The 22,649-nt window shown below is 63.8% G+C and carries 23 protein-coding genes and 1 tRNA gene; 8 read left to right on the top strand and 16 right to left on the bottom strand.

Annotated elements, in window-relative coordinates:
- Nucleotides 1-36: 36 nt before the first annotated feature.
- On the bottom strand, nt 37-291 hold the full coding sequence (locus RB623_RS01670; RefSeq protein WP_308055001.1) for a hypothetical protein: 255 nt from the start codon (nt 289-291) through the stop codon (nt 37-39).
- Between RB623_RS01670 and RB623_RS01665 the strand changes: the two genes are divergently transcribed.
- Together RB623_RS01665 and RB623_RS01660 are read left to right on the top strand one after the other, a co-directional pair.
- On the top strand, nt 280-1,518 hold the full coding sequence (locus tag RB623_RS01665) for an aminomethyltransferase family protein (RefSeq protein WP_308055000.1): 1,239 nt from the start codon (nt 280-282) through the stop codon (nt 1,516-1,518). The two genes, RB623_RS01670 and RB623_RS01665, sit on opposite strands and share 12 nt — an antisense overlap.
- 1 nt (nt 1,519) lies before the next feature.
- A complete protein-coding gene (locus RB623_RS01660; protein ID WP_308054999.1) occupies nt 1,520-1,774 on the top strand; it encodes a hypothetical protein in 255 nt (84 codons plus the stop codon).
- A 270-nt stretch (nt 1,775-2,044) separates the two neighbouring features.
- On the opposite strand, the gene rpoH is transcribed toward RB623_RS01660, so the two are convergent.
- Both rpoH and RB623_RS01650 read right to left on the bottom strand, forming a co-directional pair.
- Nucleotides 2,045-2,956: an RNA polymerase sigma factor RpoH gene (rpoH, locus tag RB623_RS01655; protein ID WP_308054998.1), complete on the bottom strand. Its 912-nt coding sequence runs from the start codon at nt 2,954-2,956 to the stop codon at nt 2,045-2,047.
- 176 nt (nt 2,957-3,132) lie between these two features.
- Nucleotides 3,133-4,158 (bottom strand): RluA family pseudouridine synthase, encoded by a 1,026-nt coding sequence (locus tag RB623_RS01650; RefSeq protein ID WP_308054997.1) that lies wholly within the window; start codon nt 4,156-4,158, stop codon nt 3,133-3,135.
- A gap of 20 nt (nt 4,159-4,178) precedes the next feature.
- Here RB623_RS01650 and RB623_RS01645 point away from each other — a divergent pair, with 20 nt between their 5' ends.
- From RB623_RS01645 to RB623_RS01635, 3 genes are all read left to right on the top strand, one after another.
- On the top strand, nt 4,179-4,565 hold the full coding sequence (locus RB623_RS01645; RefSeq protein WP_308054996.1) for a fimbrial protein: 387 nt from the start codon (nt 4,179-4,181) through the stop codon (nt 4,563-4,565).
- Nucleotides 4,562-4,972 (top strand): VOC family protein, encoded by a 411-nt coding sequence (locus RB623_RS01640; RefSeq protein ID WP_308054995.1) that lies wholly within the window; start codon nt 4,562-4,564, stop codon nt 4,970-4,972. Before RB623_RS01645 ends, RB623_RS01640 begins: the two co-directional genes overlap by 4 nt.
- Nucleotides 4,973-5,064: 92 nt before the next feature.
- Nucleotides 5,065-5,139: transfer RNA gene (locus RB623_RS01635), tRNA-Glu, on the top strand.
- 593 nt (nt 5,140-5,732) lie between these two features.
- Here the strand turns inward: RB623_RS01635 and RB623_RS01630 are convergent.
- From RB623_RS01630 to RB623_RS01610, 5 genes are read right to left on the bottom strand one after another with little or no spacing between them, the layout of a single operon-like run.
- The gene (locus RB623_RS01630; RefSeq protein WP_308055104.1) at nt 5,733-7,232 is read right to left on the bottom strand and encodes an ABC transporter substrate-binding protein; all 1,500 of its coding nucleotides are present in this window, start codon (nt 7,230-7,232) and stop codon (nt 5,733-5,735) included.
- Nucleotides 7,233-7,281: 49 nt separating this feature from the next.
- Nucleotides 7,282-8,958: an ABC transporter ATP-binding protein gene (locus RB623_RS01625; protein ID WP_308054994.1), complete on the bottom strand. Its 1,677-nt coding sequence runs from the start codon at nt 8,956-8,958 to the stop codon at nt 7,282-7,284.
- Nucleotides 8,955-9,809: an ABC transporter permease gene (locus RB623_RS01620; RefSeq protein WP_374121618.1), complete on the bottom strand. Its 855-nt coding sequence runs from the start codon at nt 9,807-9,809 to the stop codon at nt 8,955-8,957. Before RB623_RS01620 ends, RB623_RS01625 begins: the two co-directional genes overlap by 4 nt.
- Nucleotides 9,806-10,744: an ABC transporter permease gene (locus RB623_RS01615; protein WP_308054993.1), complete on the bottom strand. Its 939-nt coding sequence runs from the start codon at nt 10,742-10,744 to the stop codon at nt 9,806-9,808. The genes RB623_RS01620 and RB623_RS01615 overlap by 4 nt, the downstream gene beginning before the upstream one ends.
- Before the next feature lie 51 nt (nt 10,745-10,795).
- Nucleotides 10,796-11,686, bottom strand: coding sequence for a proline iminopeptidase-family hydrolase (locus RB623_RS01610; RefSeq protein ID WP_308054992.1), 891 nt, complete (start codon nt 11,684-11,686; stop codon nt 10,796-10,798).
- 116 nt (nt 11,687-11,802) lie between these two features.
- On the opposite strand from RB623_RS01610, the gene RB623_RS01605 reads away from it, so the two are divergent.
- A complete protein-coding gene (locus RB623_RS01605; protein ID WP_308054991.1) occupies nt 11,803-12,564 on the top strand; it encodes a LuxR family transcriptional regulator in 762 nt (253 codons plus the stop codon).
- Nucleotides 12,565-12,700: 136 nt separating this feature from the next.
- Nucleotides 12,701-13,597, top strand: a complete 897-nt coding sequence (locus RB623_RS01600; protein WP_374121617.1) for a proline iminopeptidase-family hydrolase — start codon at nt 12,701-12,703, stop codon at nt 13,595-13,597.
- A 53-nt stretch (nt 13,598-13,650) separates the two neighbouring features.
- On the opposite strand, the gene RB623_RS01595 is transcribed toward RB623_RS01600, so the two are convergent.
- The 7 genes from RB623_RS01595 to RB623_RS01565 are packed head-to-tail and all read right to left on the bottom strand — an operon-like array spanning nt 13,651 to nt 20,211.
- Entirely contained in the window at nt 13,651-14,979 is a 1,329-nt protein-coding gene (locus tag RB623_RS01595; RefSeq protein ID WP_308054989.1) for an aspartate aminotransferase family protein, read from the bottom strand.
- Nucleotides 14,976-15,644 (bottom strand): isochorismatase family cysteine hydrolase, encoded by a 669-nt coding sequence (locus tag RB623_RS01590; RefSeq protein ID WP_308054988.1) that lies wholly within the window; start codon nt 15,642-15,644, stop codon nt 14,976-14,978. Before RB623_RS01590 ends, RB623_RS01595 begins: the two co-directional genes overlap by 4 nt.
- Entirely contained in the window at nt 15,641-16,660 is a 1,020-nt protein-coding gene (locus RB623_RS01585) for a branched-chain amino acid ABC transporter permease (RefSeq protein ID WP_308054987.1), read from the bottom strand. Before RB623_RS01585 ends, RB623_RS01590 begins: the two co-directional genes overlap by 4 nt.
- On the bottom strand, nt 16,657-17,547 hold the full coding sequence (locus RB623_RS01580; RefSeq protein WP_308054986.1) for a branched-chain amino acid ABC transporter permease: 891 nt from the start codon (nt 17,545-17,547) through the stop codon (nt 16,657-16,659). Before RB623_RS01580 ends, RB623_RS01585 begins: the two co-directional genes overlap by 4 nt.
- Nucleotides 17,544-18,257: an ABC transporter ATP-binding protein gene (locus RB623_RS01575; protein ID WP_308054985.1), complete on the bottom strand. Its 714-nt coding sequence runs from the start codon at nt 18,255-18,257 to the stop codon at nt 17,544-17,546. Before RB623_RS01575 ends, RB623_RS01580 begins: the two co-directional genes overlap by 4 nt.
- Complete coding sequence (locus RB623_RS01570) at nt 18,250-18,984, bottom strand: ABC transporter ATP-binding protein (protein ID WP_308054984.1); 735 nt, start codon at nt 18,982-18,984, stop codon at nt 18,250-18,252. The genes RB623_RS01575 and RB623_RS01570 overlap by 8 nt, the downstream gene beginning before the upstream one ends.
- A 54-nt stretch (nt 18,985-19,038) precedes the next feature.
- Nucleotides 19,039-20,211 carry an ABC transporter substrate-binding protein gene (locus RB623_RS01565; protein WP_308054983.1) on the bottom strand — a complete coding sequence of 391 codons (1,173 nt, stop codon included), beginning with the start codon at nt 20,209-20,211 and terminating at the stop codon, nt 19,039-19,041.
- 515 nt (nt 20,212-20,726) lie between these two features.
- Between RB623_RS01565 and RB623_RS01560 the strand changes: the two genes are divergently transcribed.
- The gene (locus RB623_RS01560; protein ID WP_308054982.1) at nt 20,727-21,593 is read left to right on the top strand and encodes a MurR/RpiR family transcriptional regulator; all 867 of its coding nucleotides are present in this window, start codon (nt 20,727-20,729) and stop codon (nt 21,591-21,593) included.
- 112 nt (nt 21,594-21,705) lie between these two features.
- Here RB623_RS01560 and RB623_RS01555 read toward each other — a convergent pair whose 3' ends face one another.
- Nucleotides 21,706-22,605, bottom strand: coding sequence for a hypothetical protein (locus tag RB623_RS01555; protein WP_308054981.1), 900 nt, complete (start codon nt 22,603-22,605; stop codon nt 21,706-21,708).
- Between the last annotated feature and the right edge of the window lie 44 nt (nt 22,606-22,649).

The following is a 22,649-nucleotide window of genomic DNA, read 5'->3' as shown; positions in this document are numbered from 1 at the left end:
ATTTTGCGACACTAGCAAAATCATGCCTTACCGCCGTCACGCTGTCAAGGACTTTATTCCTAGATCTTTCGCCTCGTTCGGCAGGAAGAAGTCGATTGCATCGTTGGCGAGGCCCCATCGGCGATTTTCAACGCTGGAAACAGCCCTTTTTCGGTGTTTTTTGAAGCGCGAAACGCTGAAATCCCTTCCCGCTGCGACCATCGATTTGTTTTCAAACGATTTTCCCGACTTCACGCATCGTTTTGCGCGCGCCCGGGACGCGTGCGAAGGAGAGCCGTCATGACGCTGCAAGGCACTCTTCCGAAAGCCGCGCCGCGCCTCTCCCTCCAGCCGCATTTCCGCAAGCTGAAGCTGGATTCGCCGTTCCAGCCGCGCCTGGACGCCCTCAACCTGCAAGAGGCCTGGTACGATTGGGCGGGATACAAGGCCCCGTCCGCCCTGTGGGACGAGGAACTCGAATATTTCGCGATCCGCAGCCAGGCCGCCGTCTTCGACATTTCGCCGATGGTCAAATACCGCATCGAGGGTCCGGACGCCGAAGCCTTCCTCGACCGCCTCACCCTGCGCGACGTCACCAAACTGAAACCCGGCCGCGTCCACTACACCGCCTGGTGCGACGACGACGGTTTTGTGCTCGACGACGGCACTTTGTTCCGCCTCTCCCAAACCCGCTTCCGCCTTTGTTGCCAAGAGCGGCATCTGCCCTGGCTGCTCGACAGCGCCCTCGGCTACCACGTTGAAATCGAAGAGGAAACCGAGGCGATAGCCGGTCTCGCTTTGCAAGGCCCGACCTCTTGGTCCGTCCTCAACGTCGCCGGTTTCGTCGGTTCGGAAAGGCTGAAACCCTTTGATATCGCTACCTTTTCTCATGAAAACGGCGAGGTCACCATCTCCCGCACCGGCTTCACCGGCGACCTCGGCTACGAGCTTTTTGTCGATGCCGAACAGGCTCTCTCCCTCTGGGACCGCCTGTTCGAGGCCGGAAAACTTTTTGGAATCAGAGCCATAGGTTATCATGCCCTCAACACTGCCCGCATCGAGGCAGGCCTGATCGTCGCCAATGCCGACTTCGTCACCGCCGAACACGCCATCCGCCAGGACCGCGTCCGCATGCCCGACGAGATCGGCCTGGGTTTCATGGTCGACCCGAACAAGCCCAATTATTTCAACGGCCGTCGCGCCATCGAGGCCGCTCGGAAAATGGGCGGCCCCGCCCATGTGCTGGTCGGGCTGGAGATCGAGGGTAACGTGCCGGCCGAGCATGCCATTGTTTATCATAACAAAAAACGCGAGGTCGGCCTGGTCTCGGCGGCGATCTGGTCGCCGCTGGCCAAACGCAACATCGCCATCGCCAGCCTGCAACGCGCCTACGGCGAGGAAGGCAGCGCCGACCTCTGGGTCGAGATCTACGCGATGCGCGAACTGCAATATGTCAAGCTGATGAAACGAGCGAAAATCGTGCCGCGCCCGTTCATAAAACTCGACCGCCGCACGGCAACCCCGCCCCGGACGTTCTGAGATGGCCGACGACACGCCGCAGGAAGTCGCCGAACAGTGGGAACTGATCAACACCCCGCTCGGCGAGGCCTGGTCGGGCCGAACCCGCTACGCCGCTGCGATGTTTTTCCACAAGCGCGGCGACATGAACGCCGACACGCTGGAGGTCTACCGGCTCTGCTCGCGCCTCGACAATGAAGACCCGCTGCCGATCATCCGCCAGCGCGGCGTGGGCAAGGCGTGGCTGGAAAGGGTGGAGAGAGGCGGTCCGGCGTGACAGTGCGTCCTCCGAGGCTCGCCCCTCGATGATTTCGCTCCGACCGCGAACGGATTGCGGGCTCGCACCTCAGGATGAGGACGTAGTGCCGGCAGGCCAATCGCGAAGTCTCATCGGCACTCCGGAGGCCTCAGCACGTAACCACGCCTGAAGGTGAGCGTTGCACGCACAACGGTCCCCATCCTGAGGTGCGAGCCCGCAAGGCCTTGCAATTGTAAGATAAAACTTCGGCGGGCGAGCCTCGAAGGACGCACCCTCCACCAGCCGGCGTTACATCGCCGGCTGGGCCTCGATGGTGCGCAGGGACTGCGCCTGGCGCTTGGCGGCAGCCTTCACCGCGTCCTGCACCTTCTCGAAGGCGCGCACCTCGATCTGCCGCACGCGTTCGCGCGAAATGCCGAACTCGGCCGACAGGTCTTCCAGCGTCAGCGGCTCTTCTTCCAGGCGGCGCGCCTCGAAGATGCGGCGCTCGCGCTCGTTGAGCACCGACATGGCGTTGGTCAGCATGCCACGCCGGTTTTCCAGCTCGTCCTGCTCGATCAGCACCGCTTCCTGGCTGTCGTGGTCGTCCACCAGCCAGTCCTGCCACTCGCCGCTTTCGCCCTCGGTGGCGCGGATCGGCGCATTCAGCGAGGCGTCGCCCGAGAGCCGGCGGTTCATCGAAACCACCTCCTCCTCGGAGACGTTCAGCCGCGTGGCGATCTCGGCGATCTGGTCTGGCTTCAGGTCGCCCTCGTCGAGCGCCTGGATCTTGCCCTTCACCTTGCGCAGGTTGAAGAACAGCCGCTTCTGGTTGGCGGTCGTGCCCATCTTCACCAGGCTCCACGAGCGCAGTATGTATTCCTGGATCGAAGCCTTGATCCACCACATCGCATAGGTGGCCAGCCGGAAGCCGCGCTCCGGCTCGAACTTCTTGACGGCCTGCATCAGGCCGACATTGCCCTCCGAGATCACCTCGCCGATCGGCAGGCCGTAGCCGCGATAACCCATGGCGATCTTGGCCACGAGCCTCAGATGGCTTGTGACGAGCTTGTGAGCAGCGCCAGTGTCCTCATGCTCCTGATACCGCTTGGCGAGCATGTACTCTTCCTGCGGCTCGAGCATCGGGAAACGACGAATTTCTTCCAGGTAGCGGGAAAGCCCGCCCTCTCCGGAAACGATACTTGGTAATGACTGGGCCATGATAGCGCCCTCCTCTCTTCTGATTGCCCCCTGATCAAGGCGGGCATGTGGCGCCGCTGCATTCCCGCCAGGCGGCGCCAAACAGACTTATATAGGAACAAATCGGGAAAAGACAGGATTTGTTCAACCTGAAACAGTGCGTCACATATAAGTGAACAACGGTGAGCAGGTAACCGTTAGATACCGCGAAACGCATCGAGGAGTCCAGAAAAATCGCTTGGCACAGGCGCCTCGAAACGCATCAATTCGCCGCTGACCGGATGACGGAAGGCGAGCAGCCAGGCATGCAGCGCCTGGCGCGGGAACGTCGCGACCACGCCGCGCGCCGGTTCCGGCAGGCGGTTCGCCTTGGTGCGAAAACCGGTGCCATAGTCGCGGTCGCCGACCAGCGGGTGGCCGATATGCGCCATGTGGACGCGGATCTGGTGGGTACGCCCGGTCTCAAGCCGGCATTCCAGCAGCGCCGCCCGGGCGCCGCCGCTGTTTTCGCCAAAACGCTCCAGCACCTCATAGTGGGTCACCGCGTGGCGGGCATCGTCGCGCCCTTCCGGCACCACTGCGCGACGCACCCGGTCGGCGGCGCGGCCGAGCGGCGCGTCGACGGTTCCGCTCATCCGCGATGGAATGTTCCACACCAGCGCCAGGTAGGCGCGCTCCAGGTCGCCGTCGCGGCCGTGGTCGGCAAAAGCCTCCGACAGCGCCTTGTGCGCGCGGTCCGTCTTGGCCGCCACCAGCACGCCGGACGTATCCTTGTCGAGCCGGTGGACGATGCCCGGACGCCGCACGCCGCCGATACCCGAAAGGCTGTCACCGCAGTGATAGATCAACGCGTTGACCAGCGTGCCGGTCCAGTTGCCGGCGCCGGGATGCACGACCAGCCCCGCCGGCTTGTTGACAACGATCAACTCGTCGTCCTCGTAAAGAACATCGAGCGGAATGTTCTCGCCCAGCGGCTCCGCCGGCTCCGGTTCGGGCAGCACCACCCCGACCATCTCGCCCGCCGCCATCTTGCGCTTCGGCTCGGCCACCGGCCTGCCGTCGACGCTCACCGCGCCCTGGCGGATCAACGCTTGCAGGCGGCTGCGCGAAAAATCGCCGCCGAGGGCTGCCGCCAGCCACTGGTCGAGCCGCTGGCCTGCGGCGTCCGGGCCGGCCGCCAGCCCTTTCCTAACGCCGTCGCCTTCGTTATCAGGATCGCCCATAAGAAGGCTCGGAAAACCGCATGATCAGGCCCACATTCGACGACGAGGAAGAAAAGCCGCTCGACCCGGGGGTCGAGAAGGTGCGCAAGAAACTCGTCCGCTTCGTCGCGATCAATCTCGGGCTCTTGTTCGTCGCCCTTATGGCCGTGGTGGCGGCGATTGTCTACAAGACCCGCAGCGAAGCCCCCGCTGTCGCCGAACTCCCCCATTCCGACATTCCAGTCGCCGCCGGCGCGGTGCTGGAGGGCGAGATCGCGCTGCCGGCCGGCGCAAGGATCGTGTCGCAGTCGCTGTCGGGCAGCCGGCTGTCACTCGGCCTCGAGATGCCGGGCGGCTCCCGCGCCATCTATCTCTATGATCTTGCCGAGCGCCGCATCGTCGGTCGTTTCACGATCACAGCGCAATGAGCGAGCCCTCGCCCGAACCGCAGCGGCGCATCGCCACCGTCGCGCTGGTCGTCGCCGGCTATGATGAGGCGATCGCCTGGTACACGCAAAAGCTCGGTTTCATGCTGTTCGAGGATGTCGATCTCGGCGACGGCAAGCGCTGGGTCACGGTCGGTCCGGCGCAAGGCGGCGTCCGGCTCCTGCTGGCCGAAGCGAGCACCGAGCAGCAGCAAACACGCGTCGGCGACCAGACCGGGGGCCGCGTCTTCCTGTTCCTGGAGACCGACGATTTTGCCCGCGACCACGCGGCGATGCTGGTAGCCGGTGTAACCTTCCGCGAAGCGCCGCGCCGCGAAGCCTATGGTATCGTTGCGGTTTTCGCCGACCTCCACGGCAATCTCTGGGACCTGATCGAGCCGAGACGGTAGGCGCCAAGCGCTCGAGCCACGCGTCTTCTTCGTGATCGAGAATGCCGGTTGCTTTTTTCCGCCGCCCATCATAGATACGGCCCACTGGTCACGCGCCCATCGTCTAGCGGTCAGGACGGCGCCCTCTCACGGCGCAAACAGGGGTTCGATTCCCCTTGGGCGTACCAGTAAAATCAATTACTTAGCGTAAATTTCGGAAATACGTTGAATAACCGTCGAATAAACGCCGCCGGACGAACATGAACATTTGGGTGCGTGGTTCTGGACTAGAACCTCGTCAACGTCCCCCCGACCGGCTGGCAGATGGCGAAGGCGGTCCCACGCGGGTTCGCTAGAACTGCGCAGTCCACATAGAAATTCTAGATCTACCCGGAAACTTCCGGCTCGGAGATGCTTCCCGGGAGTTCGATGGCCACGACGTCTGGCGAGATAGCAGTCGTGCGCGGCTGTTTTGCGGTTTAACCTCCTAGCGCGGGGCCTACCCGGCGCACCCAATTGGCGTGTCCGCAATTGAGCCGTCGGCAGGCTATGGCGCCCATCCGACGCTCCGCGCCGGATGACATTGCGTCCTGTGTGGGGCCGCAAGCGGACCGTCCGCAGTCAACGCGGACCTTTCAGAAAGCGGAAATAGCGACGCCAGCCGGTCGCTCACCTCATCCCGGCAAACCACGCGCGGTGACCAGAACAGGCTAGACGCCTAGCATGTTGTCAGGGTTGGGCGGAACGCCCCCGGGGGCGTCCCGCGGCGTCGCTCGTAAGCCTAGTTCTTAACGACATCTTCCAGGAAGAACCGGCCCAGCGGATTCTGGTAAAAATTCTCGACGTTCTTGCGCGAAACGTTGATGAACGGGCTGTAGTAGAGGTCGATCCAGTTCACGTCCTCCTTGGCCATCTTCTGCAGGTCGGTATACATCTGCTCGCGCTTGGCAGGATCCATCTCGATGCGCGCCGCCGCCACCATCTCCTTGACCTTCTCGTTGTTGTAGCGGGTCATGTAGTTCATGTTGGCGTCGTGGCCGAGCACGAAGGTGGTCTTCTGGTCGGGGTCGAGGATGTCGTTGGTCCAGTAGTTGACGCCGACGTCATAGTCGCCGGCCACCAGCATGTCCCATTCCTGGCTCGGGTCGACCTTCTGGATGTTGACCGTTACGCCGGCCTTGGAGAGTTGCTCCTGAAGGAGGACGGCGGTCTGCTCGACGATCTCGTCGCCAGCGCGCACCACGTAGTTGAGCGACAGGTCGGAGGCGCCGGCATCGGCCAGCATCTGCTTGGCCTTCTCCGGATCGTAGGGCCGCTTCAGATTGTCGGCGTGGTAATAGAGCGCGCCTTTCGGTACGTAAGAATTCGCGACCTCACCATAACCGAAGGTCACCGTGTCGACCACGGCCTGCTCGTCGATGGCCATGTCGAGCGCCTGCCGCACTTCCTTCTTTGCCAGCGCGCCCTTCTCGTGATTGATCAGCAGGTGATCCTCGCGGGTGGACGGGTCGAGATGGACGGTGAGGTTAGCGTCCTTTTGCAGTTCGGCGACACGCGAGAACGGCACGAAGATCGCGGTGTCGAGCTGGCCGGCCTGCACGTTCAGCATGCGGGTGTTGTCGTCCGGCACGGAAATCCACTCGATACCGTCGAGGCTGACGCGATCGGCCTGCCAGAAATGCGGGTTCTTCGCGAGGATGACGCGGTCGCCGCGCCGCCATTCGGTGATGGTGAAGGCGCCGGAGCCGATCGGCGTCTCGGCATACTTCTCCGGTCCGAGTGTCTCGAAACCCTTCTTGGAAAGGATCGAGGCGATCGGAAAGGCGAGCGTGGCCAGGAACGGCGCGGTCGGCTGCTTCAGCTTGATCGTGACGGTCTTCGGGTCGGTCGCCTCGACGGTCTCCATCACCTTGAAAGGATCGGCCCACAGCGATCCCTCGTCGTCGCGGATGCGGGTAAGGCTGAACACCACGTCCTCGGCGGTAAGGTCGGATCCGTCCGAGAACTTCGCATCGCGCAATTTCAACGTATAGGTCAGGCCGTCCGGGCTGACCTCCCAGCTCTCCGCCAGGCCGGGCTCCAGCTTGGTGCCCGTCTTGTCGACGCGGATCAGCACGTCATAGACGTTGGCGAATACCCAGAGATCGATGTTCTGGGCGGTCTTGATCGGATCGAAGGTGGTCGAGTCCTCGCGCCGGCCGATGGTCAGCACGCCGGCAGCCTCGGCGATCGTCGCTCCGATGGAAAGGCTGGTCATCACCGTGACCAGGCCGATCCGCATCCATTTGTTCTTCAACATCTCACTTCCCCTTCTGGTTGGCTTCTGGTGGTCAATTCGCGGCCGCATGAGCATAAGCGGTCGCCATCTTCGGCGGAGCAAGCAGCGGCTTGTCCGGGTCGATATGCGGAACGGCGGCGACGAGGGCGGCTGTGTAGGCATGCCTTGGGCGGGAGAACACGTCCTCCGACCGGCCTTCCTCAACGATCGCGCCGCGATGCATCACCACGACACGCTGGCAGAGATTTCGCACGATGGCGAGGTCGTGGGCGATGAATATAAGGGTCAGCGACATGCGCTCCGCCAGTCCGCGGAACAGCTCGACGATCTGTGCCTGGATCGTCACGTCCAACGCGGCCACGCATTCGTCGGCGATGATCAGTTTGGGATCTACGGCAAGAGCGCGCGCGATGCCGGCGCGCTGGCATTGGCCGCCGCTCATCGAGCGCGGCTTGCGATCGAGGAATTCGCGCCCCAGCCCGACCAGGTCAAGCAACTCGCCGCAGCGCGCCGGGATCCGCGCGGACTCGATCTTTCCCTGCACCCGCAGCACCTCGGCCAGCATCTGACCGATCGTCATCCGCGGGTTCAAGGCGTTGAACGGGTCCTGGAAAACCATCGCGGTTTCGCGCCGCAGGGTCGCCAGCGCTGCTCGACCCGACGTTATGTCGTTGCCGTCGAAGCGTATCGCGCCGGACGAAACCGGTGTCAGCCCGAGCACGGCGCGCGCCAATGTGCTCTTGCCGCTGCCGGATTCACCCACGATGCCGACCGTCTCGCCGGGCATCACCCGCAGAGTCACGCCGTCGACGGCGTTGACTGAGCTTCGCTTGAACAGCCCGCCGCTGGCGAAGCGCACATGCAGCTTCTCGATGTCGACCACCGGCACCGCTCCCGGCATCTGGAGCTTCTCGGCCTTCGGCGCCGCCTCCTCCTCCGGCAACGAGGGGTGACTGGCAATCAGCGAGCGCGTATAGGCATGGCTTGGCGCGGCGAGAAGGCCGCGTTTCTCTCCAACCTCAACCACGCGCCCGTGCCGCATCACCGCGATGCGATCACAGACCTGGGCGACGATGCCGAGATCGTGGGTGATGAGGATCACGGAGAGCCCACGCTTTGCGCGGATGTCCATCAGCAGCCGCAAGATCTGCGCCTGTATCGTGACGTCCAGCGCCGTCGTGGGCTCGTCTGCGATCAGTATCTTCGGATCGCAGGACAGCGCGGCCGCGATCATGGCGCGCTGGCGCATGCCGCCCGAAAACTCATGCGGATAACTGTCGTACTGGCGCGCCGGGTCAGAGAAGCCGACCTGCGCCAACACATCCGTCGCCGCAGCGCGTGCGGCCCGGGCGTCCAGCCCCTGATGGAAGCGGATGCCTTCCGCGACCTGGTCGCCGATCCTCATAACGGGATCGAGATGGCTGGTCGGGTTCTGGAAGATCATACCGATCTCCCCTCCCCGCACCTTGAGCATCACGGATTCCGGTGCGTCGGTGAGCTCGTGTCCGGCAAGCTTGACCGAGCCGCCGGCGATCCTCAGCCGGCTCGACGGCAGCAGCCTGACCAGCGAGCGGCAGAGCAGGCTCTTGCCCGAGCCGCTTTCGCCGACCAGCCCGAGCACCTCGCCTTGGGCGAGGTCGAGCGAGACCGCATCGAGCAGCGCGCGCGTGCCGGCGTCGCCGTCATGGACGACGGTGAGGTCTGTGATCGCAAGCAGCGGCGCGCTCACTCATGCACTCCGAAGAGATCGGCCAGCCCGTCGCCGATCATGCTGAAGGCGAAGGCGAGCGTCACGATCGACAGGCCAGGAAACAGCGTAATCCACCAGGCAGTGGTGACGAAGGGCTGGCCTTCCGCGACCATGACGCCCCATTCGGCGATGGGGGGTTGAACGCCGAGCCCGAGATAGCTGATCGCCGCGCCGCTGAGCAGCACAAGCACTGCGTCGGACATGGCGAAGACGATGGAGCCGGCGGCGGCGTTCGGCAGCAGGTGGCGGAACATGATGCGCGTCCGGCTGAAGCCCAGGCTGACGGCTGCCACCGCATAGTCGTGATTTTTCAGCGCCAGCATCTGGGCGCGGATCAGCCGCGCATAGGACACCCAGCCGACCAGGGCCATGGCGATGTAGAAGCTGCCGAGACCCGGCCCGAGGATGGCGATGATCGACAGCATCAGCACCAGGAAGGGGAAAGCCAGGATGATGTCGACCAGCCGCATAAAGATGGCGTCGACGATGCCGCCGAAGAAGCCAGCCACCGTGCCCAGCGTGGTGCCGATGATGAAGGGGAAGAGCACGCCGATGATGGCGATCTGCAGGTCGATACGCGTGCCCCAGATGACGCGCGAGAGGATGTCCCGGCCGAAATTGTCGGTGCCGAACGGATGCAGCCACGACGGCCCTTGTAGCCGCGCCGCCGCGTCCTGCGCGATTGGATCGTAGGGAGCGATGAGCGGCGCGCCAAGCGCCAGGACGATGAACGCGCCAAGGAGGAATACGCCGACGGCGAGCGTACCGCGGCGGCGGAACAGGCTGAGCCGGCCGGCAAGCGGGGCAGTGACGGCCAGGGGTTCGCTCACAGCTTCACCCTCGGGTCGAGCGCCACGGTGGCGATGTCGGCCAGGAAGTTGATCAGCACGGTCGCGCAGGCGAACACCATCGCCACGCCCTGCACGACCATGTAGTCGCGCGAGAAGATCGCCCGCACCAGGAGCTGTCCCATGCCGGGCAGCGCGAACACCGTCTCCACCACCACCGTGCCGCCGATCAGCCAGCCTATGTTGACGGCGAGCAGGTTGACGGTGGGCACCAGCGAGTTGGGCAGCACGTGCCGCCAGAACACGATGCTTTCCGGCATGCCGCGGGCTCGCGCTGCGGTGGCGACGTCGGAGCGCAGCGCCTCCACCATGGCCGCGCGTAGGCTGCGCGCCAGCACGGTGGACAGCGACAGCGAGATGGTGAGGCTGGGCAGGAAGAGATGCGTGAGCTTCTCGGGCAGCGTATTGCCGTAGCCCGATACCGGGAAGATATCGAGCTTCACGCTGAACAGGATGATGAGCATCAGCCCCAGCCAGAAGGGCGGGAAGCCGATGCCGAAGGTGGAGATGACGCGGATTGCCTGGTCGGCGAACCTGCCCTGGTTGCGGGCTGCGACCGCAGCGACCGGCACGGCAATCAGCACCGACAGCACGACGCTGCACAGCACCAGCATCAGCGTCGGCTCGATGCGTGTGAGGATGAGCTTAAGCACATCGATCTTGTAGAGGATCGACCGCCCCATCTCGCCGTCCGCAAGATTGCGCAGGAAATAGAGGTACTGGACAAGGAACGGCTCATCGAGACCGTACTGCTCGCGGATGCGGGCGATTGCCTCGGGCGTCGCGCGGGTGCCGAGCAGCACGCGCGCCGGGTCGCCGGGGATCAGCCGGACCAGGATGAAGGTGATGATGCTGATGCCGAACAGCACCGGCAGGAACTGCAGCGGCCGGTAGAGAACGAACTTATAGCGGTGCATGGCCGTGACGGTTGTCTCCGTCCGCTCTCTGCAGCCTGGACCGAACCTGCATCAACCAGCCCTGTTGCGCTCGAGGAAGCGGGACAGGATCGGATAATACACAGCCGGGTTCTCGTAGAAAGGCATGTGGCTCGCGTTCGGGATTATATGCAGCTCGGCTTGCGGTAAGGCAAGCTTCATGCGCAGGCCGCAAGCCGGCGTCAGTTCGTCATGCTCTCCATGCGTGATCAGCACCGGGACCTTGATCTTCGGCAGCTCCGGCACCCGATTCCAGTCCTTGAGATTGCCTATGTAAAGGAACTCGTTCGGGCCCTGCATCGTCTCGTACGGGCCCATGTTCCAGTCGTCGAGCGAGCGACGGACGGGGGCCGGCCACTCCGGCAGCCGGCAGACATGGCGGTAGTTGAGGATCGTCACCGCCGCCATGTATTCGGGATGGCTGTAGGTACCCTGCGCTTCGTGCTTCTGCATCATAGACACCGTCTCGGGCCCGAGCGAGGCGCGCAGCCGCTCGAGCTCCGAGACCAGGTGCGGCATGTCGGCGACGGTGTCCTCGAGGATCAGCGTCCGCAGGTTCTCCTGGTAGGTCAGCGCATAGTCGATCGCCAGCCAGCCGCCCCAGGAGTGGCCGAGCATGTGTACCTTGCCGAGCCCCAGCACCTTGCGCATCGTCTCGGTCTCCTCGACGTAGCGGGCGATCGTCCACAGCGACGCGTCGATGGGCCGGTCGGATGCGCCCGTGCCGAGCTGGTCGAACGCCACGACGCGGTAGCCCTGGTCGACCAGGCAGGAATGCGACTCGCGCAGATAGTCGCACGGCAGGCCGGGTCCGCCGTTCAGGCAGAACACCGTCTCGCTGCCGGAGCCGAAGCTGTAGGCGACGACCTTGAAGCCGTCGACATCGACCTCGATGCGGTCGTCGGCCGCGATCTCACGCCACATCACGTTCCCCGCATGCACAGCTTTTGAGCATGCCCATACTGTTAGCTAAATGTTGTGCGTGTGTCAGCTATAAGAAGTGATAGGGTGTCTTCGGGATGGCGCTGCGGACAGGTATGATGCTTGACGAAGTCACTGCAACCAGGCGTCGGTTCGAGGGGCATCACTCGCTCGAAGAGTGTATCGACGAGGCCTTCAGGGCGGCCGGCCGCCTCGGCTACGATGCCCTGATCTACGATTACACGCCGGTTCCCTACGATCTCGACGGCACGATCATGATCCCGTCGATGCTGAAGCTGCGCAACATCGCCGATGACATGCACGACTACTGGTGCGACCGCGGCTATTTTCGCATCGACCCGGTGCAGATCGTCGCGGCGCGCAGTTCGACACCGTTCGCGTGGAACTATGACAAGGGGATGGATACCGAGATCGGTGCGCTTCTGAACGAGACGACCGAGCCGGTGGCGCGCTATCTGCGCGAGCGCGATCTCGCCAGTGGCGTGACCATCCCCATCCACATGCCGCGCGGCGGCTATGCCACCGTCACCGGCATCCGACCCGGTTCAAGCGACGGGGAAAACCACGATGCCGCGATCATCGCGCGCTTCAGCCTGCTGGCGCATGTCTTCCACGACGCCGCCTACGCCCACTACGACCGCTCGGCGCTCAGCCCGCGCCTGCCGGCCCTGACCGAGCGCGAGCGCGAATGCCTGCGCTATTCCGCGCACGGCCTGTCGGCCAAGGAAATCTCGCGCATTATCGAGCGGTCGGTGCCAACGGTGGTCATGCACCTCACGGCTGCCGCGCGGAAGCTTGGCGCCCGGAACCGCACGCAGGCCGTCGTGCGCGCCGCGCATTTCCGCCTGCTCGACGATTAAGGCGGTGACGGAGCGCGCATCCGCTCGTCGACGCTCAAGGTCCGCGGTCCCCTGCCCGCAGCCACCTATCACTTCTCATAGCTGCCGCGTATCGCCAGCCGCCCTTATGATGTCGCCAGCAGCGAGGAGAGAGCTTTTGACCGAGACGACCGAAGGCCACATCGCGTTTCGCGACTACCGCACCTGGTACCGCATAACCGGCACCCTGGAGTCTCCGAAATTGCCCCTGGTCGTGGCGCATGGCGGGCCGGGCTGCACGCACGACTATGTCGATGCCTTCAAGGATATCGCCGCGCTCGATGGCCGGGCCGTGATCCACTACGATCAACTCGGCAATGGCAACTCCACCCGTCTCCCGGACAAGGGTCCGGACTTCTGGACTGTCGACCTGTTCCTCGATGAACTCGACACGCTGCTGCGGGCGCTGGGGATCGGGAAGCGATATGCCTTCCTGGGCCAGTCCTGGGGCGGCATGCTCGGCGCCGAGCACGCCGTGCGCAGGCCGGAAGGCCTCAAGGCCCTGGTGATCGCCAACTCGCCGGCCAACATGCACACCTGGGTCACGGAGGCCAACCGGCTGCGCCGCGACCTGCCTCAGGAGGTACAGGATACGCTGGCACGACACGAGACCGCCGGCACGATCACCGATCCCGAATATGTGACGGCCTCGCGGGTATTCTACGACCGGCACGTCTGCCGCGTCGTGCCGTGGCCGCCTGAAGTGGCCCGCACCTTCGCCATCATGGACGAGGACAATACGGTCTACCGCAACATGAACGGTCCGACCGAATTCCACGTCATCGGCACGATGAAGGATTGGACCATCGACGACCGGCTGCCCAATATCGCCGTGCCGACACTGCTGATCTCCGGCCGCCACGACGAGGCCACGCCCGAGGTGGTACGACCCTATGTGGAGCGCGTTCCGGGTATTCGATGGGTACTTTTCGAGCATTCGAGCCATATGCCGCACGTCGAGGAGCGGGACCTCTGCATGCGCACTGTCTCGGACTTTCTCAACACGCAGGACTGAGGCGGAACCGGCAAGTATCGGGACGCGGGATGGGATGATGCCCTTGCCGTTGGTCACCATCCCGAAAATGCAGCCGCAGAGGCCGCATCCACGCGGCCGGCTGCGACATCCGTGAGCGCGCGGTCGAGCAGGTCGACGCCAATTTCGACTTCAGCCTTCGTCAGCGTCAACGGCGGCGTGAACTCGAGCACGTTGGAGCTTACGCCGACGTAGTAGAGTACCAATCCGAGCTCGAAGGCGCGAAGCACCGCCAGCGCCGTCTCGGTCTTCGCGGGCGTCTTCGTCGCCCGGTCCGTGACCAGCTCGACGCCGATCGCCAGGCCGCGGCCGCGCACGTCGCCGACCAGTGCATGCTTTTGTTTCAGGCCTTCCAGACGCATCCTGAGATGCGCCCCTGTCTCGGCGGCGTTGGCGACGAGCCCGTCGCTTGCGATCGTGTCGAGCACCGCGCATCCGGCCGCAGCCGAGATCGCGTTCCCGTGCACCGTCTGGAAGGAGAAGGCGGCGGCATGGTTCATGATCGCCTCAGGCCCAACCGCAGCCGACAGAGGCAGACCACCGCCCAGGCCTTTTCCGAAGACAACCGTGTCGGGCTCGATGCCGAGATGCTCGAAGGCGTTGAAGCGTCCGGTGCGGCCGAGCCCCACCTTCACCTCGTCGGATACGATCAGGATGCCGTGCTTGCGGCAGAGCGCCTCGACCGACCGAAAGTAGGTGTCCGGAGGCACCAGCATGCCGCCGTCGGACTGGATGGGCTCCAGGAAAAGTGCCGCCACCTCTTGCGGCGGTACCGACCCCGCGAACAGCGCCTCGAGCTCGGCCAGCGCAGCCTTGCCTGCCGGCTCCGCGCCGCCGTCGCGGTAAGCGTTTGGGTAGGGGACAAGGCTCAACCCGGCCGCCTTTGGCACGCCCTGCTGGACAGGATGGCCGGAGATCGCCATCGAGCCGGACGTGCCGCCGTGATAGGCGCCCTTGAACGAGATGATGCGCGGTCGCCCGGTCGCCGCGACGACCGCACGCGCCACGGTCTCGTTGGCATCGGAGCCGGAATGGCCGAGCCAGACGCGGCCCCTCGCCCGCTGCGGCACGATTTCGAGCAGACGTTCGGCCAGTTCCACGGCCGGCAGATTGGCGCTGGACAGGTGGCTTGCTGCGGCCTGGCTGGCGAGCGCCCGGTTGACGGCCTCGCGCAAGGCCGGATTCGAATGGCCGAGCGCTGCCGCGCCCCAGGACGCCGAAAAGTCGAGCAGCCGGCGCCCGTCGTCGCCGGTCAGCCAGGCGCCGTCGCCGCCAGTCACCGCCAGCGGGAAGAAACGCAGGAACGACATTTTCGACAGCGCCTGCTGGTCGCGCTCGTAGAGGCTCGCGCCGCCCTTGCTCATTTGAAGAAGCCGGTGACCTCGTCGAGCTGAACCACATGGCAGTAGATCATGTTGATGATCTCCAGCTCATGCCGGTGCAGTTCCATCGTCGCGGCCGCGCAGCAATCGTCGACGACCACGACGTCAAAGCTCTCGTCCACTAGGCTGCGCACCGTCGACGACACGCACTGGTCAGTGAAGATGCCTACGCAGACCACGTCCTTGATGTTCATGTTGCGCAAGAGCAGCCTGAGATTGGTGCCGGTTAGCACACTGTCGGTAGTCTTGGTCACGACGATGTCGTCGCCCTGCGGCGCGAGTTCCTTCACGATCTGGCCGTCGGGCAGGTCCTTCGGCAGCAGCAGATAGTTGAAGCCCGGCTTCTTCTGGCTGAGCGACCGGTCCCGCCCGTCGCGCTTGTGACAGGCAATACGCGCGTAGATCACCTCGACACCGAGGCCACGGCAGTCATCGATCAGCTTGGCGATGTTGGGGATGACGGTCTGGCGCATTCGGTCGTAGAAGGGCTGCCAGCGGGCCGTCTCGGCCGGCGTGTCCTTCGGCGCAAGGTAGACGTCCTGGACGTCGATCACCAGCAGCGCGGTCGTCGCCGGGTCGAGCACGATGTCGGCCGGCTCCTCGGCATTGGCGTAGTAGAAGGAACGGTACGCGGTCTTCCAGCTCATTTCCTGGTCTCCATGCGCCGCCTCAGAAGCGCGCCGATTTCGCGGGTGGGGAACAGCCCGCCAGGCCTGAGGATCAGCACCGCGATCATAGCGAGCGCCAGCACGATCTCGGTCAGTCCGATCACCGGCTCGCCGGTGACTTTCGCCTCGTTGAGCACGCCTTCTAGGCCACGCAGCCCCTCATAGGCGATGGTGACGATGAAGGTGCCAACAACCGCACCAGTAACCGTATTGGCACCGCCGATCACCAGCATCGACAGGATGACGAAGGTCTCCTTGAGGTAAAAGGCTTTTGGCGAGAACGACGTGATGAAATGCCCCCAGAGCGCGCCGCCTATCCCGGCGAAAAGCGCGGCCACAACGAAGGCGCGCCAGCGCAGCGCGGGTATGTTCACGCCGATCGCGGCCGCCGCTCGCTCGTCATCGCGGCTTGTGCGCAACAACCTGCCGGTCCGCGACTCCTTGAAGATAAGCGCGCCAATCACTGCCAGGATCGCCACGAACGCCGAAAGATAGATGTCGGTCGCCTTGGGCAGGCCAAAGAGCGTCCGCGGGCCGTTGGTCAGCGCGCTCCAGTTCGTCATCACCGTGTAAAGCACGACCAGCAGCGCGAAGGACGTGATGACCGCCGCGGCATCCGACAGGCGCATCAGCGGATAGGACACGACGGCCGCCACCACCGCCGCCATGACGCCGGCAATCGCGATCGACAGGTATGGCGACAGCTCGACGCCCTGCAGGAAAGGGTAGAGGTCGGGCAGGGCCATCCCCTTCATCTGCGCAGGGATCGAAAGTACGGCCGAGGTATAGGCGCCCACGCCCATGAAGCCCATGTGAGCGAAGGACAGGATGCCGGAATTGCCCATGAAGAGCTGCAGGCCAAGGACCAGCACCAGCGATATGCAGAGGTTCGTGACGATGCGGTCGTAGAGGCGGATGCCGAGCAACTGGCTGGCCAGCACCGCGAGAACGACGAGGCCGGCGAGGATTGCGGCGGTGAGGATATGACGCTTCATGTCCTCTGCCCCGTCGCCGGGCCTTTGACCAACCCTTCCGGCCGCCAGAGCAGGATCAGGATCACCAGGCTGAAGGTGAAGGCGTCGCGAAACTTCAAGAGGTCCTGCGACAGCGTGTAGTTGAGCGTGGTGTCGATCAGCGCCAGCAGGAAGCCGCCGATTACTGCGCCGGACAGGCTGCGCATGCCGCCGATCACGGTGGCGATGAAGGCCACGAGAAGCGGTTCGAGACCGATACCGGGAACCACCGTGCCGATACGGCCGATCCAGAGCAGCCCGACCACGCCAGCGAGGAAACCGGAGATCGCGAAGGCCGAGGAGATGATGAGGTTGGCCGGCACGCCGAGCATGCGCGCCATGGTGAAGTTGGTCGCCGCCGCGCGCATGGCGATGCCGAGCACGGTGCGCCGCATGAGGAGAGCGAAGAGCGCGAGCAGTATTACTGCGGCCGCGATGGTGATCAGGTTGCGCAGCGGCGTGATAGCCCCGCCGATCGTCACCGTCTGCGAGAAGAGTGCTGGCAGCGGAACGGTCTGCGGGCGCGGGGAGATGAACAGGAGCGCCGCGTTCTGGAGCAGCGTCGAGAAGGCGAAGGAGGTGATCAGCACCGCCGTCACCGACTTGGCGCGGACAGGTCGGAAAGCGACGTAGTCGGTGGCAATGCCGGCCAGCACCGCCATGATGACGGCGACCGCCGCCATCACCAGCCAAGGCAGGCCGGAGCCGCTGAATAGGAACATCGTGTAGCCGGCAACCATGATCAACTCGCCATAGGCGAAGTTCACGAGCCGCAGGATGCCGTAGACGATAACCAGCCCCAGCGCCATGAGCGCATAGGCGCCGCCGAGGCTCAGCACGTCGATCACGAACTGGATCGCGAACGTCATGGCTCGGCCCCGAGGTAGAGCGCGCTGAGGTCGGTGGCCGCGCTGATCTCGGCGGCGGTGCCCGACGCGGCGATCCGGCCGAGCCGCATCACATAGACGCGATCCGCGACCGACAAAGCCTTGGCGACGTTCTGCTCGACGAGGAGGATGGTGGTGCCGGCGGCCTTCAACTGCGCGATCATCGCGAAGATCTGGTCGACGATCACCGGCGCCAGTCCGAGCGACGGTTCGTCCAGCAGCAGCATCTTCGGCCGTGACATCATCGCCCGGGCGATGACCAGCATCTGCTGCTCGCCGCCGGAAAGCGTTCCGGCGGGCTGGCCGCAGCGCTCGGCGAGCCGGGGGAAGAGCGCGAACATCTTCGCGCGGTCTTCCGCGAGCCCGGCCGCGTCGCCACGTCTGGTATAGCCGCCCAGCGTCAGGTTCTCATCGACGGTGAGGTCGGGGAAGACGTCGCGCGTCTCCGGCACCGTCGCGATGCCTCTCCGTACGATCGACTCCGGCTTTCCAGAGGTGATGTCCTCGCCAACGAGACGCACCGAGCCGCCGGCCGCCTTCAGCGCGCCGGCGATGCACATCATCGCCGACGATTTGCCGGCGCCGTTCGCGCCGATGAGGGCGACCAGCTCGCCCTTCTTCACGGTCAATGAAATTCCGCGCAAGGCGCGGATCGCGCCGTATCGGACTTCGAGGTCGACAACCTCAAGCATGGGCGGCCTCGTGGCCGAGATAGGCCTCGATCACCGCAGGGTCGCGGCGGACCTCCTCGGCTGTGCCGGCGGCGATGGTGCGGCCAGAGGCGAGCACATGCAGACGCTGGCAGAGCCGCATGATCAGGCCCATGTCGTGGTCAATGATCATCAGGCCGAGGCCGCGTGCTTTCGGCAAAGCCGCGAGCGTATGGAGCAGCGTATCGGTCTCGGCTTCGTTCATGCCTGCCGCCGGCTCGTCGAGCAGCAGGAAGCTTGGGTTCGCGGCCAGTGCGCGTGCGACCTCGACGCGGCGCTTGTCGCCGTAGCTCAGCGCGGCGCCGAGTTCGTCCGCCCGCGCGGCAAGCCCGAATTCGGTCAGCAGCGCTTCGGCCTTGGTCCTGGCGGCGCGAAGGCTGTCGCCGCGGGCGAGAGCTGCCGCCTCGATGTTCTCGACCACGGTCATGTTGTTGAAGAGGCGCACGATCTGGAACGAACGCGAGATGCCCTTCAGCGCGACTTGGCGCGGTGCCAGCCCGGAGATGATTTCGTCGCCAAGCGTAACGCGGCCGGCGGCCAACCGTACCTGGCCGGTGATGGCGTTGATGAGCGTCGTCTTGCCCGACCCGTTCGGCCCGATCAGGCCGACGATCTCGCCGCGCGTCAGCGTCAGCGATACGCCCGCCAGCGCCTTCAGGCCGGCAAACTCGACGGAGACGTCGATTGCGTTGAGAGTGGATTCTTGCATGGCGATCGCGGAGGAACTGCGCCGGGGTCGAGCCCCGGCGCAGATACCTTTGGCTCAGGGAGCCGGCAGCCTCTCCGGCGTACGCCAGCCAAGGAAAGTCGGCTTGCCGCCCTTGAGCTCGACCATCACCGCTGCCTTGTTGGGGACGTGGCCCTCCTCGGTGGTGCCGTAGTCGAGATCGCCGGTCAAAAGCTTGAACTTGCCATCCTCGAGCGCCTTGGCGACCGCTCCGCCTTCCGTGCTGCCGGCAGCCTTCACGGCCTCCGCCATCAGCATGACGGTATCCCAGCCCGTGGCGACGAAAGCCGTGTCCGGGGCTGCGCCGTGCATCTGCTGGTAGAGGTCGAGGAACTTCTGCATGTCCGGATGGGCGTCCGGCGTCATGAAGGTGTGGGTGACGAAGAATACGTTGTTGCCGAGGCTCTCGCCGAGCGCTGCGTGCATGCCCGGATCGTCATAGGCGTCGCCGCCAAGCACCGGCGCGTCATAGCCGACTTCGCGCAGCGCTCGGATGATGACGCCGATATCCTGCCCGTAGGATGACAGGAAGATCACGTCCGGCTTCTTCCCGAGGGCCTGCAGACGGGCAAGCTGCGCCGAGAAGTTGTTGTCGCCGTTGGTGTAGGTGTCCTCGAGCAGGATCTCGCCGCCATTCGCCTTGAACTGGTCGACGAAATACTTCGACAGCGACTTGGTGTAGGCGATGAACTGGTCGGTCACCACGTAGGCGGTCTTCCAGCCCTTCTCCTTGAAGGCGAAGTCGGCCGCAGTTGCGCCCATCGTCGTGTTCCACATCGACAGGGTGAACTGCTTGTCGCCGAGCGACCAGGACGAATAGAGCGGGTCGGACGCGCAGGCGGAGATGCCGACGATGCCGGCTTCCTGGGCTTCGCGGCTGGCGGGGCTGCCGAAGTCGAAGTCGCAGGGGGCCATGATCAGGTCCGCGCCCTTGTCGATCAGCTCGACGGCTGCATTGCCCACCGTAACCGGGTCGGACTTACCATCCACGTTGATGAACTCGACCTGCTTGCCGAGCAGGCCGCCATTGTCGTTGAGGTATTTCACCGCAACCTCCGCGCCCTTCATTCCGGGCGTGTCCAACGGCGCCTGGACGCCGGTCAGGCACATGGCACCACCGATGATGATCTTGTCGTCCTGAGCGCTGGCGGTTCCGGCCAGCAACAGAAGTGCCGTCAGGCTGGCGAGGCTTTTCGTCGTGATCTGCATTTTTGCTTCCCCTTTTTTGCTTGTTGCTCTCACATTCTGTGGCGGTCTTTAAACGCTTACGCTAGCCGCGTTTTTTGGCCACCACAATTCGGCTCCTTGCCTCATTTCGAGGCACGCCTTTCGCCTGGTCGGTTTGCCTCATTCGGCGGCCTTGAAACGCCCTCGGCGCCAATGTCCCAGGCGATGTGCCGGTCCATCTCCTCACGGGCGACGCCGAGATCGCTGAGGCTTTCGGGAATGGCGTGGCCCGCATGCTCGCACGGCGAACGGCGAGGGACCGCCGGCATTGACCAGCTCGACCGGGCTGGGATCGCGCGGCGACGGCACCTTCGTTGTCATGTCGGTATACTGCAACATTCGTAGGAGGCTCGCTGGCTCGCAGACCCCGGTCTTTCGAAGGAAAGGAAACTTTTCAATCAGAGTCAATCAACCGATCCAGTTTGACTAATTTTTTTCAAGGTGGATAGTGCGATGTCGGTTATCAGTTTTCGGGACAATCTGAGCGACAGCGCCCCATGACCGTGCGTGAGACGATCCGGCGGGAGACGGCAAACCTGACCGCGAGCGAGCGCAAGATCGCCAATGCGGTGCTGGCGGACTATCCGTTCGGCGCTTTGCAGACGATCCAGGAGCTCGCCGAAAGGACCGGTGTCAGTGCGCCTTCCATCACCCGCTTCGTCAGCAAGATCGGTTTCGCCGGCTACCAGGAATTCCAGCGCCAGCTAATCGGTGAGCTCAAGGAAGGCAGCCGCTCGCCGCTCGACCTGAAGGCCACGGCGAAGCTGGGCGACGGCGATTTCGTCGCCGACTACGCGCACCGCGCCGCTGTCTTGCTCGGCGACATGGCGGGAAGCGTTTCGCAGGAGCAGTTCGACCGCATCGTCAGGCTTCTGTCCGACCCGGCGCGAACCATATTCCTGCTCGGCGGACGCATCAGCGACAGCATCGCCCGACTCTTCTCGCAGCACCTCAGGCAAATCCGCCCGCGCATCTACCACCTGCCGCCCAACCAGGAGGACTGGCCCGATCACGTGCTTTCCATGCGCAAGCAGGATGTTGTCTTCCTGTTCGATTTCCGCCGCTACCAGCCCGATCTCGCCCGGCTTGCCGAGCGCATCGCGGCCATGCGGCATCCGACGATCGTGCTGGTCACCGACAAATGGATGTCGCCGGTCGCGCGCCACGCCGATCATGTCGTGGCGCTGCCGATCGAGAACGACACGGCCTGGGACACGGCCATCTGCGCCGTGGCTTTCGTCGAGGCGCTGATCGTGAAGGTCTCGGAGGCCGACTGGCCGGCGACGAGGGGCCGTATCGAAACGTGGGACACGCTGCGGCTTTTGCCGCCAACGATGAAGAGCGGCGACAGCAATGACTCCTGAGGAGATGATCATCGCCTGCTGCCGCGACCTTGCTGGCAAGGTTCGGGGCAGGGCATTTCCGGCGCAAAACCCTACGCGCCTTTGCAGGGCGGACCACTCGGAGATCGAGAATTCAGACCACCTTTTCCACTTTTCCGAAGATCTTGTACAGGGCGGCTTCCTGCGACTTCGTAAACCCGAGATTGTGATCGAGTTTGTCTCTCAGTATCTCTTCAACATGCTCGGGCTCATTCACCGGGCCGATTTCGGCGAAGCCTTCTCGATGGATTGCCACAACGTCCGGAGTGTTCTGCACGCCGCGTTCCTGGTGTGCCTTAAGCGAGAAAACGTCAATTGGCGGCCGATCGAATGTAAATTTGAGAATGATGCCTTCCTGGTCGGAACTGTTCGCATTGCCGAAAGCCTTAACTTTTGCCAATGATGAAGACATCCAATAGCGGTAGTTTTCGGTATCTGTATTTTTAAATGCCGCCGCAAAGGGACTTCCCTTTTCCTTTTCTTTTCCCTTTCCCTTTCCTTTTCCCTCTTCCACCCCCATCGCCTCCCACTCGCCTTGGCTCACTTTTCGATAGTAGACTTTCGGGTCGGCGACAAATTCACTGATATCCAGGCGCTTCTCAAAATTCCTATGGTCAAACTCCCGGAGCAGGTTATCTTTCTCATAGATGTTGGCCAGTTGTCGCTGGACGCTGGGACGAACCTTTGACGATTTCATTCCCTTGGACAATACCTCTCTTTGCGATCGATACTCGAGATCCTTCTTGGACGGATTCTCGATGGTGTAATATTCTCCTGATATAACTGAACTGCTGACAGCATCATTCGAATGCTTCTCACCGGGCTGCCTTTGGAAAGGATCCAACGTCGTGAAGAATTCCTGGAAGACGCCCTTTGGACTGGTGCTTTCCACGTCTTTTCCTCTGCAAGTGAAGACGTGCAGCTTCATAGTCATGACGATAAACTTGGTATCTTTGCTGATGTCCTTCTTGCATTCCTTGCAAAACAGACCCATGCGCGTTCCCCAATGATGTCTTTTGCGGTTGCGCGGCAAATCCT

Source organism: Mesorhizobium sp. LHD-90 (assembly GCF_030929505.1).
In the GTDB taxonomy this organism is placed as follows: Bacteria; Pseudomonadota; Alphaproteobacteria; order Rhizobiales; family Rhizobiaceae; genus Kumtagia.
Note: the sequence above shows the minus strand (reverse complement) of the source record. Positions and strands in the feature narration are given on the sequence as shown.

What these genes read in the sequence shown, in the direction of transcription:
- RB623_RS01665 (WP_308055000.1), top strand. Translation starts at nt 280, where the DNA reads ATGACGCTGCAAGGCACTCTTCCGAAAGCCGCGCCGCGCCTCTCCCTC.
- RB623_RS01660 (WP_308054999.1), top strand. Translation starts at nt 1,520, where the DNA reads ATGGCCGACGACACGCCGCAGGAAGTCGCCGAACAGTGGGAACTGATC.
- rpoH (WP_308054998.1), bottom strand. Translation starts at nt 2,956, where the DNA reads ATGGCCCAGTCATTACCAAGTATCGTTTCCGGAGAGGGCGGGCTTTCC.
- RB623_RS01650 (WP_308054997.1), bottom strand. Translation starts at nt 4,158, where the DNA reads ATGGGCGATCCTGATAACGAAGGCGACGGCGTTAGGAAAGGGCTGGCG.
- RB623_RS01645 (WP_308054996.1), top strand. Translation starts at nt 4,179, where the DNA reads ATGATCAGGCCCACATTCGACGACGAGGAAGAAAAGCCGCTCGACCCG.
- RB623_RS01640 (WP_308054995.1), top strand. Translation starts at nt 4,562, where the DNA reads ATGAGCGAGCCCTCGCCCGAACCGCAGCGGCGCATCGCCACCGTCGCG.
- RB623_RS01630 (WP_308055104.1), bottom strand. Translation starts at nt 7,232, where the DNA reads ATGCGGATCGGCCTGGTCACGGTGATGACCAGCCTTTCCATCGGAGCG.
- RB623_RS01615 (WP_308054993.1), bottom strand. Translation starts at nt 10,744, where the DNA reads ATGCACCGCTATAAGTTCGTTCTCTACCGGCCGCTGCAGTTCCTGCCG.
- RB623_RS01610 (WP_308054992.1), bottom strand. Translation starts at nt 11,686, where the DNA reads ATGTGGCGTGAGATCGCGGCCGACGACCGCATCGAGGTCGATGTCGAC.
- RB623_RS01605 (WP_308054991.1), top strand. Translation starts at nt 11,803, where the DNA reads ATGCTTGACGAAGTCACTGCAACCAGGCGTCGGTTCGAGGGGCATCAC.
- RB623_RS01595 (WP_308054989.1), bottom strand. Translation starts at nt 14,979, where the DNA reads ATGAGCAAGGGCGGCGCGAGCCTCTACGAGCGCGACCAGCAGGCGCTG.
- RB623_RS01590 (WP_308054988.1), bottom strand. Translation starts at nt 15,644, where the DNA reads ATGAGCTGGAAGACCGCGTACCGTTCCTTCTACTACGCCAATGCCGAG.
- RB623_RS01585 (WP_308054987.1), bottom strand. Translation starts at nt 16,660, where the DNA reads ATGAAGCGTCATATCCTCACCGCCGCAATCCTCGCCGGCCTCGTCGTT.
- RB623_RS01580 (WP_308054986.1), bottom strand. Translation starts at nt 17,547, where the DNA reads ATGACGTTCGCGATCCAGTTCGTGATCGACGTGCTGAGCCTCGGCGGC.
- RB623_RS01575 (WP_308054985.1), bottom strand. Translation starts at nt 18,257, where the DNA reads ATGCTTGAGGTTGTCGACCTCGAAGTCCGATACGGCGCGATCCGCGCC.
- RB623_RS01570 (WP_308054984.1), bottom strand. Translation starts at nt 18,984, where the DNA reads ATGCAAGAATCCACTCTCAACGCAATCGACGTCTCCGTCGAGTTTGCC.
- RB623_RS01565 (WP_308054983.1), bottom strand. Translation starts at nt 20,211, where the DNA reads ATGCAGATCACGACGAAAAGCCTCGCCAGCCTGACGGCACTTCTGTTG.
- RB623_RS01560 (WP_308054982.1), top strand. Translation starts at nt 20,727, where the DNA reads ATGACCGTGCGTGAGACGATCCGGCGGGAGACGGCAAACCTGACCGCG.
- RB623_RS01555 (WP_308054981.1), bottom strand. Translation starts at nt 22,605, where the DNA reads ATGGGTCTGTTTTGCAAGGAATGCAAGAAGGACATCAGCAAAGATACC.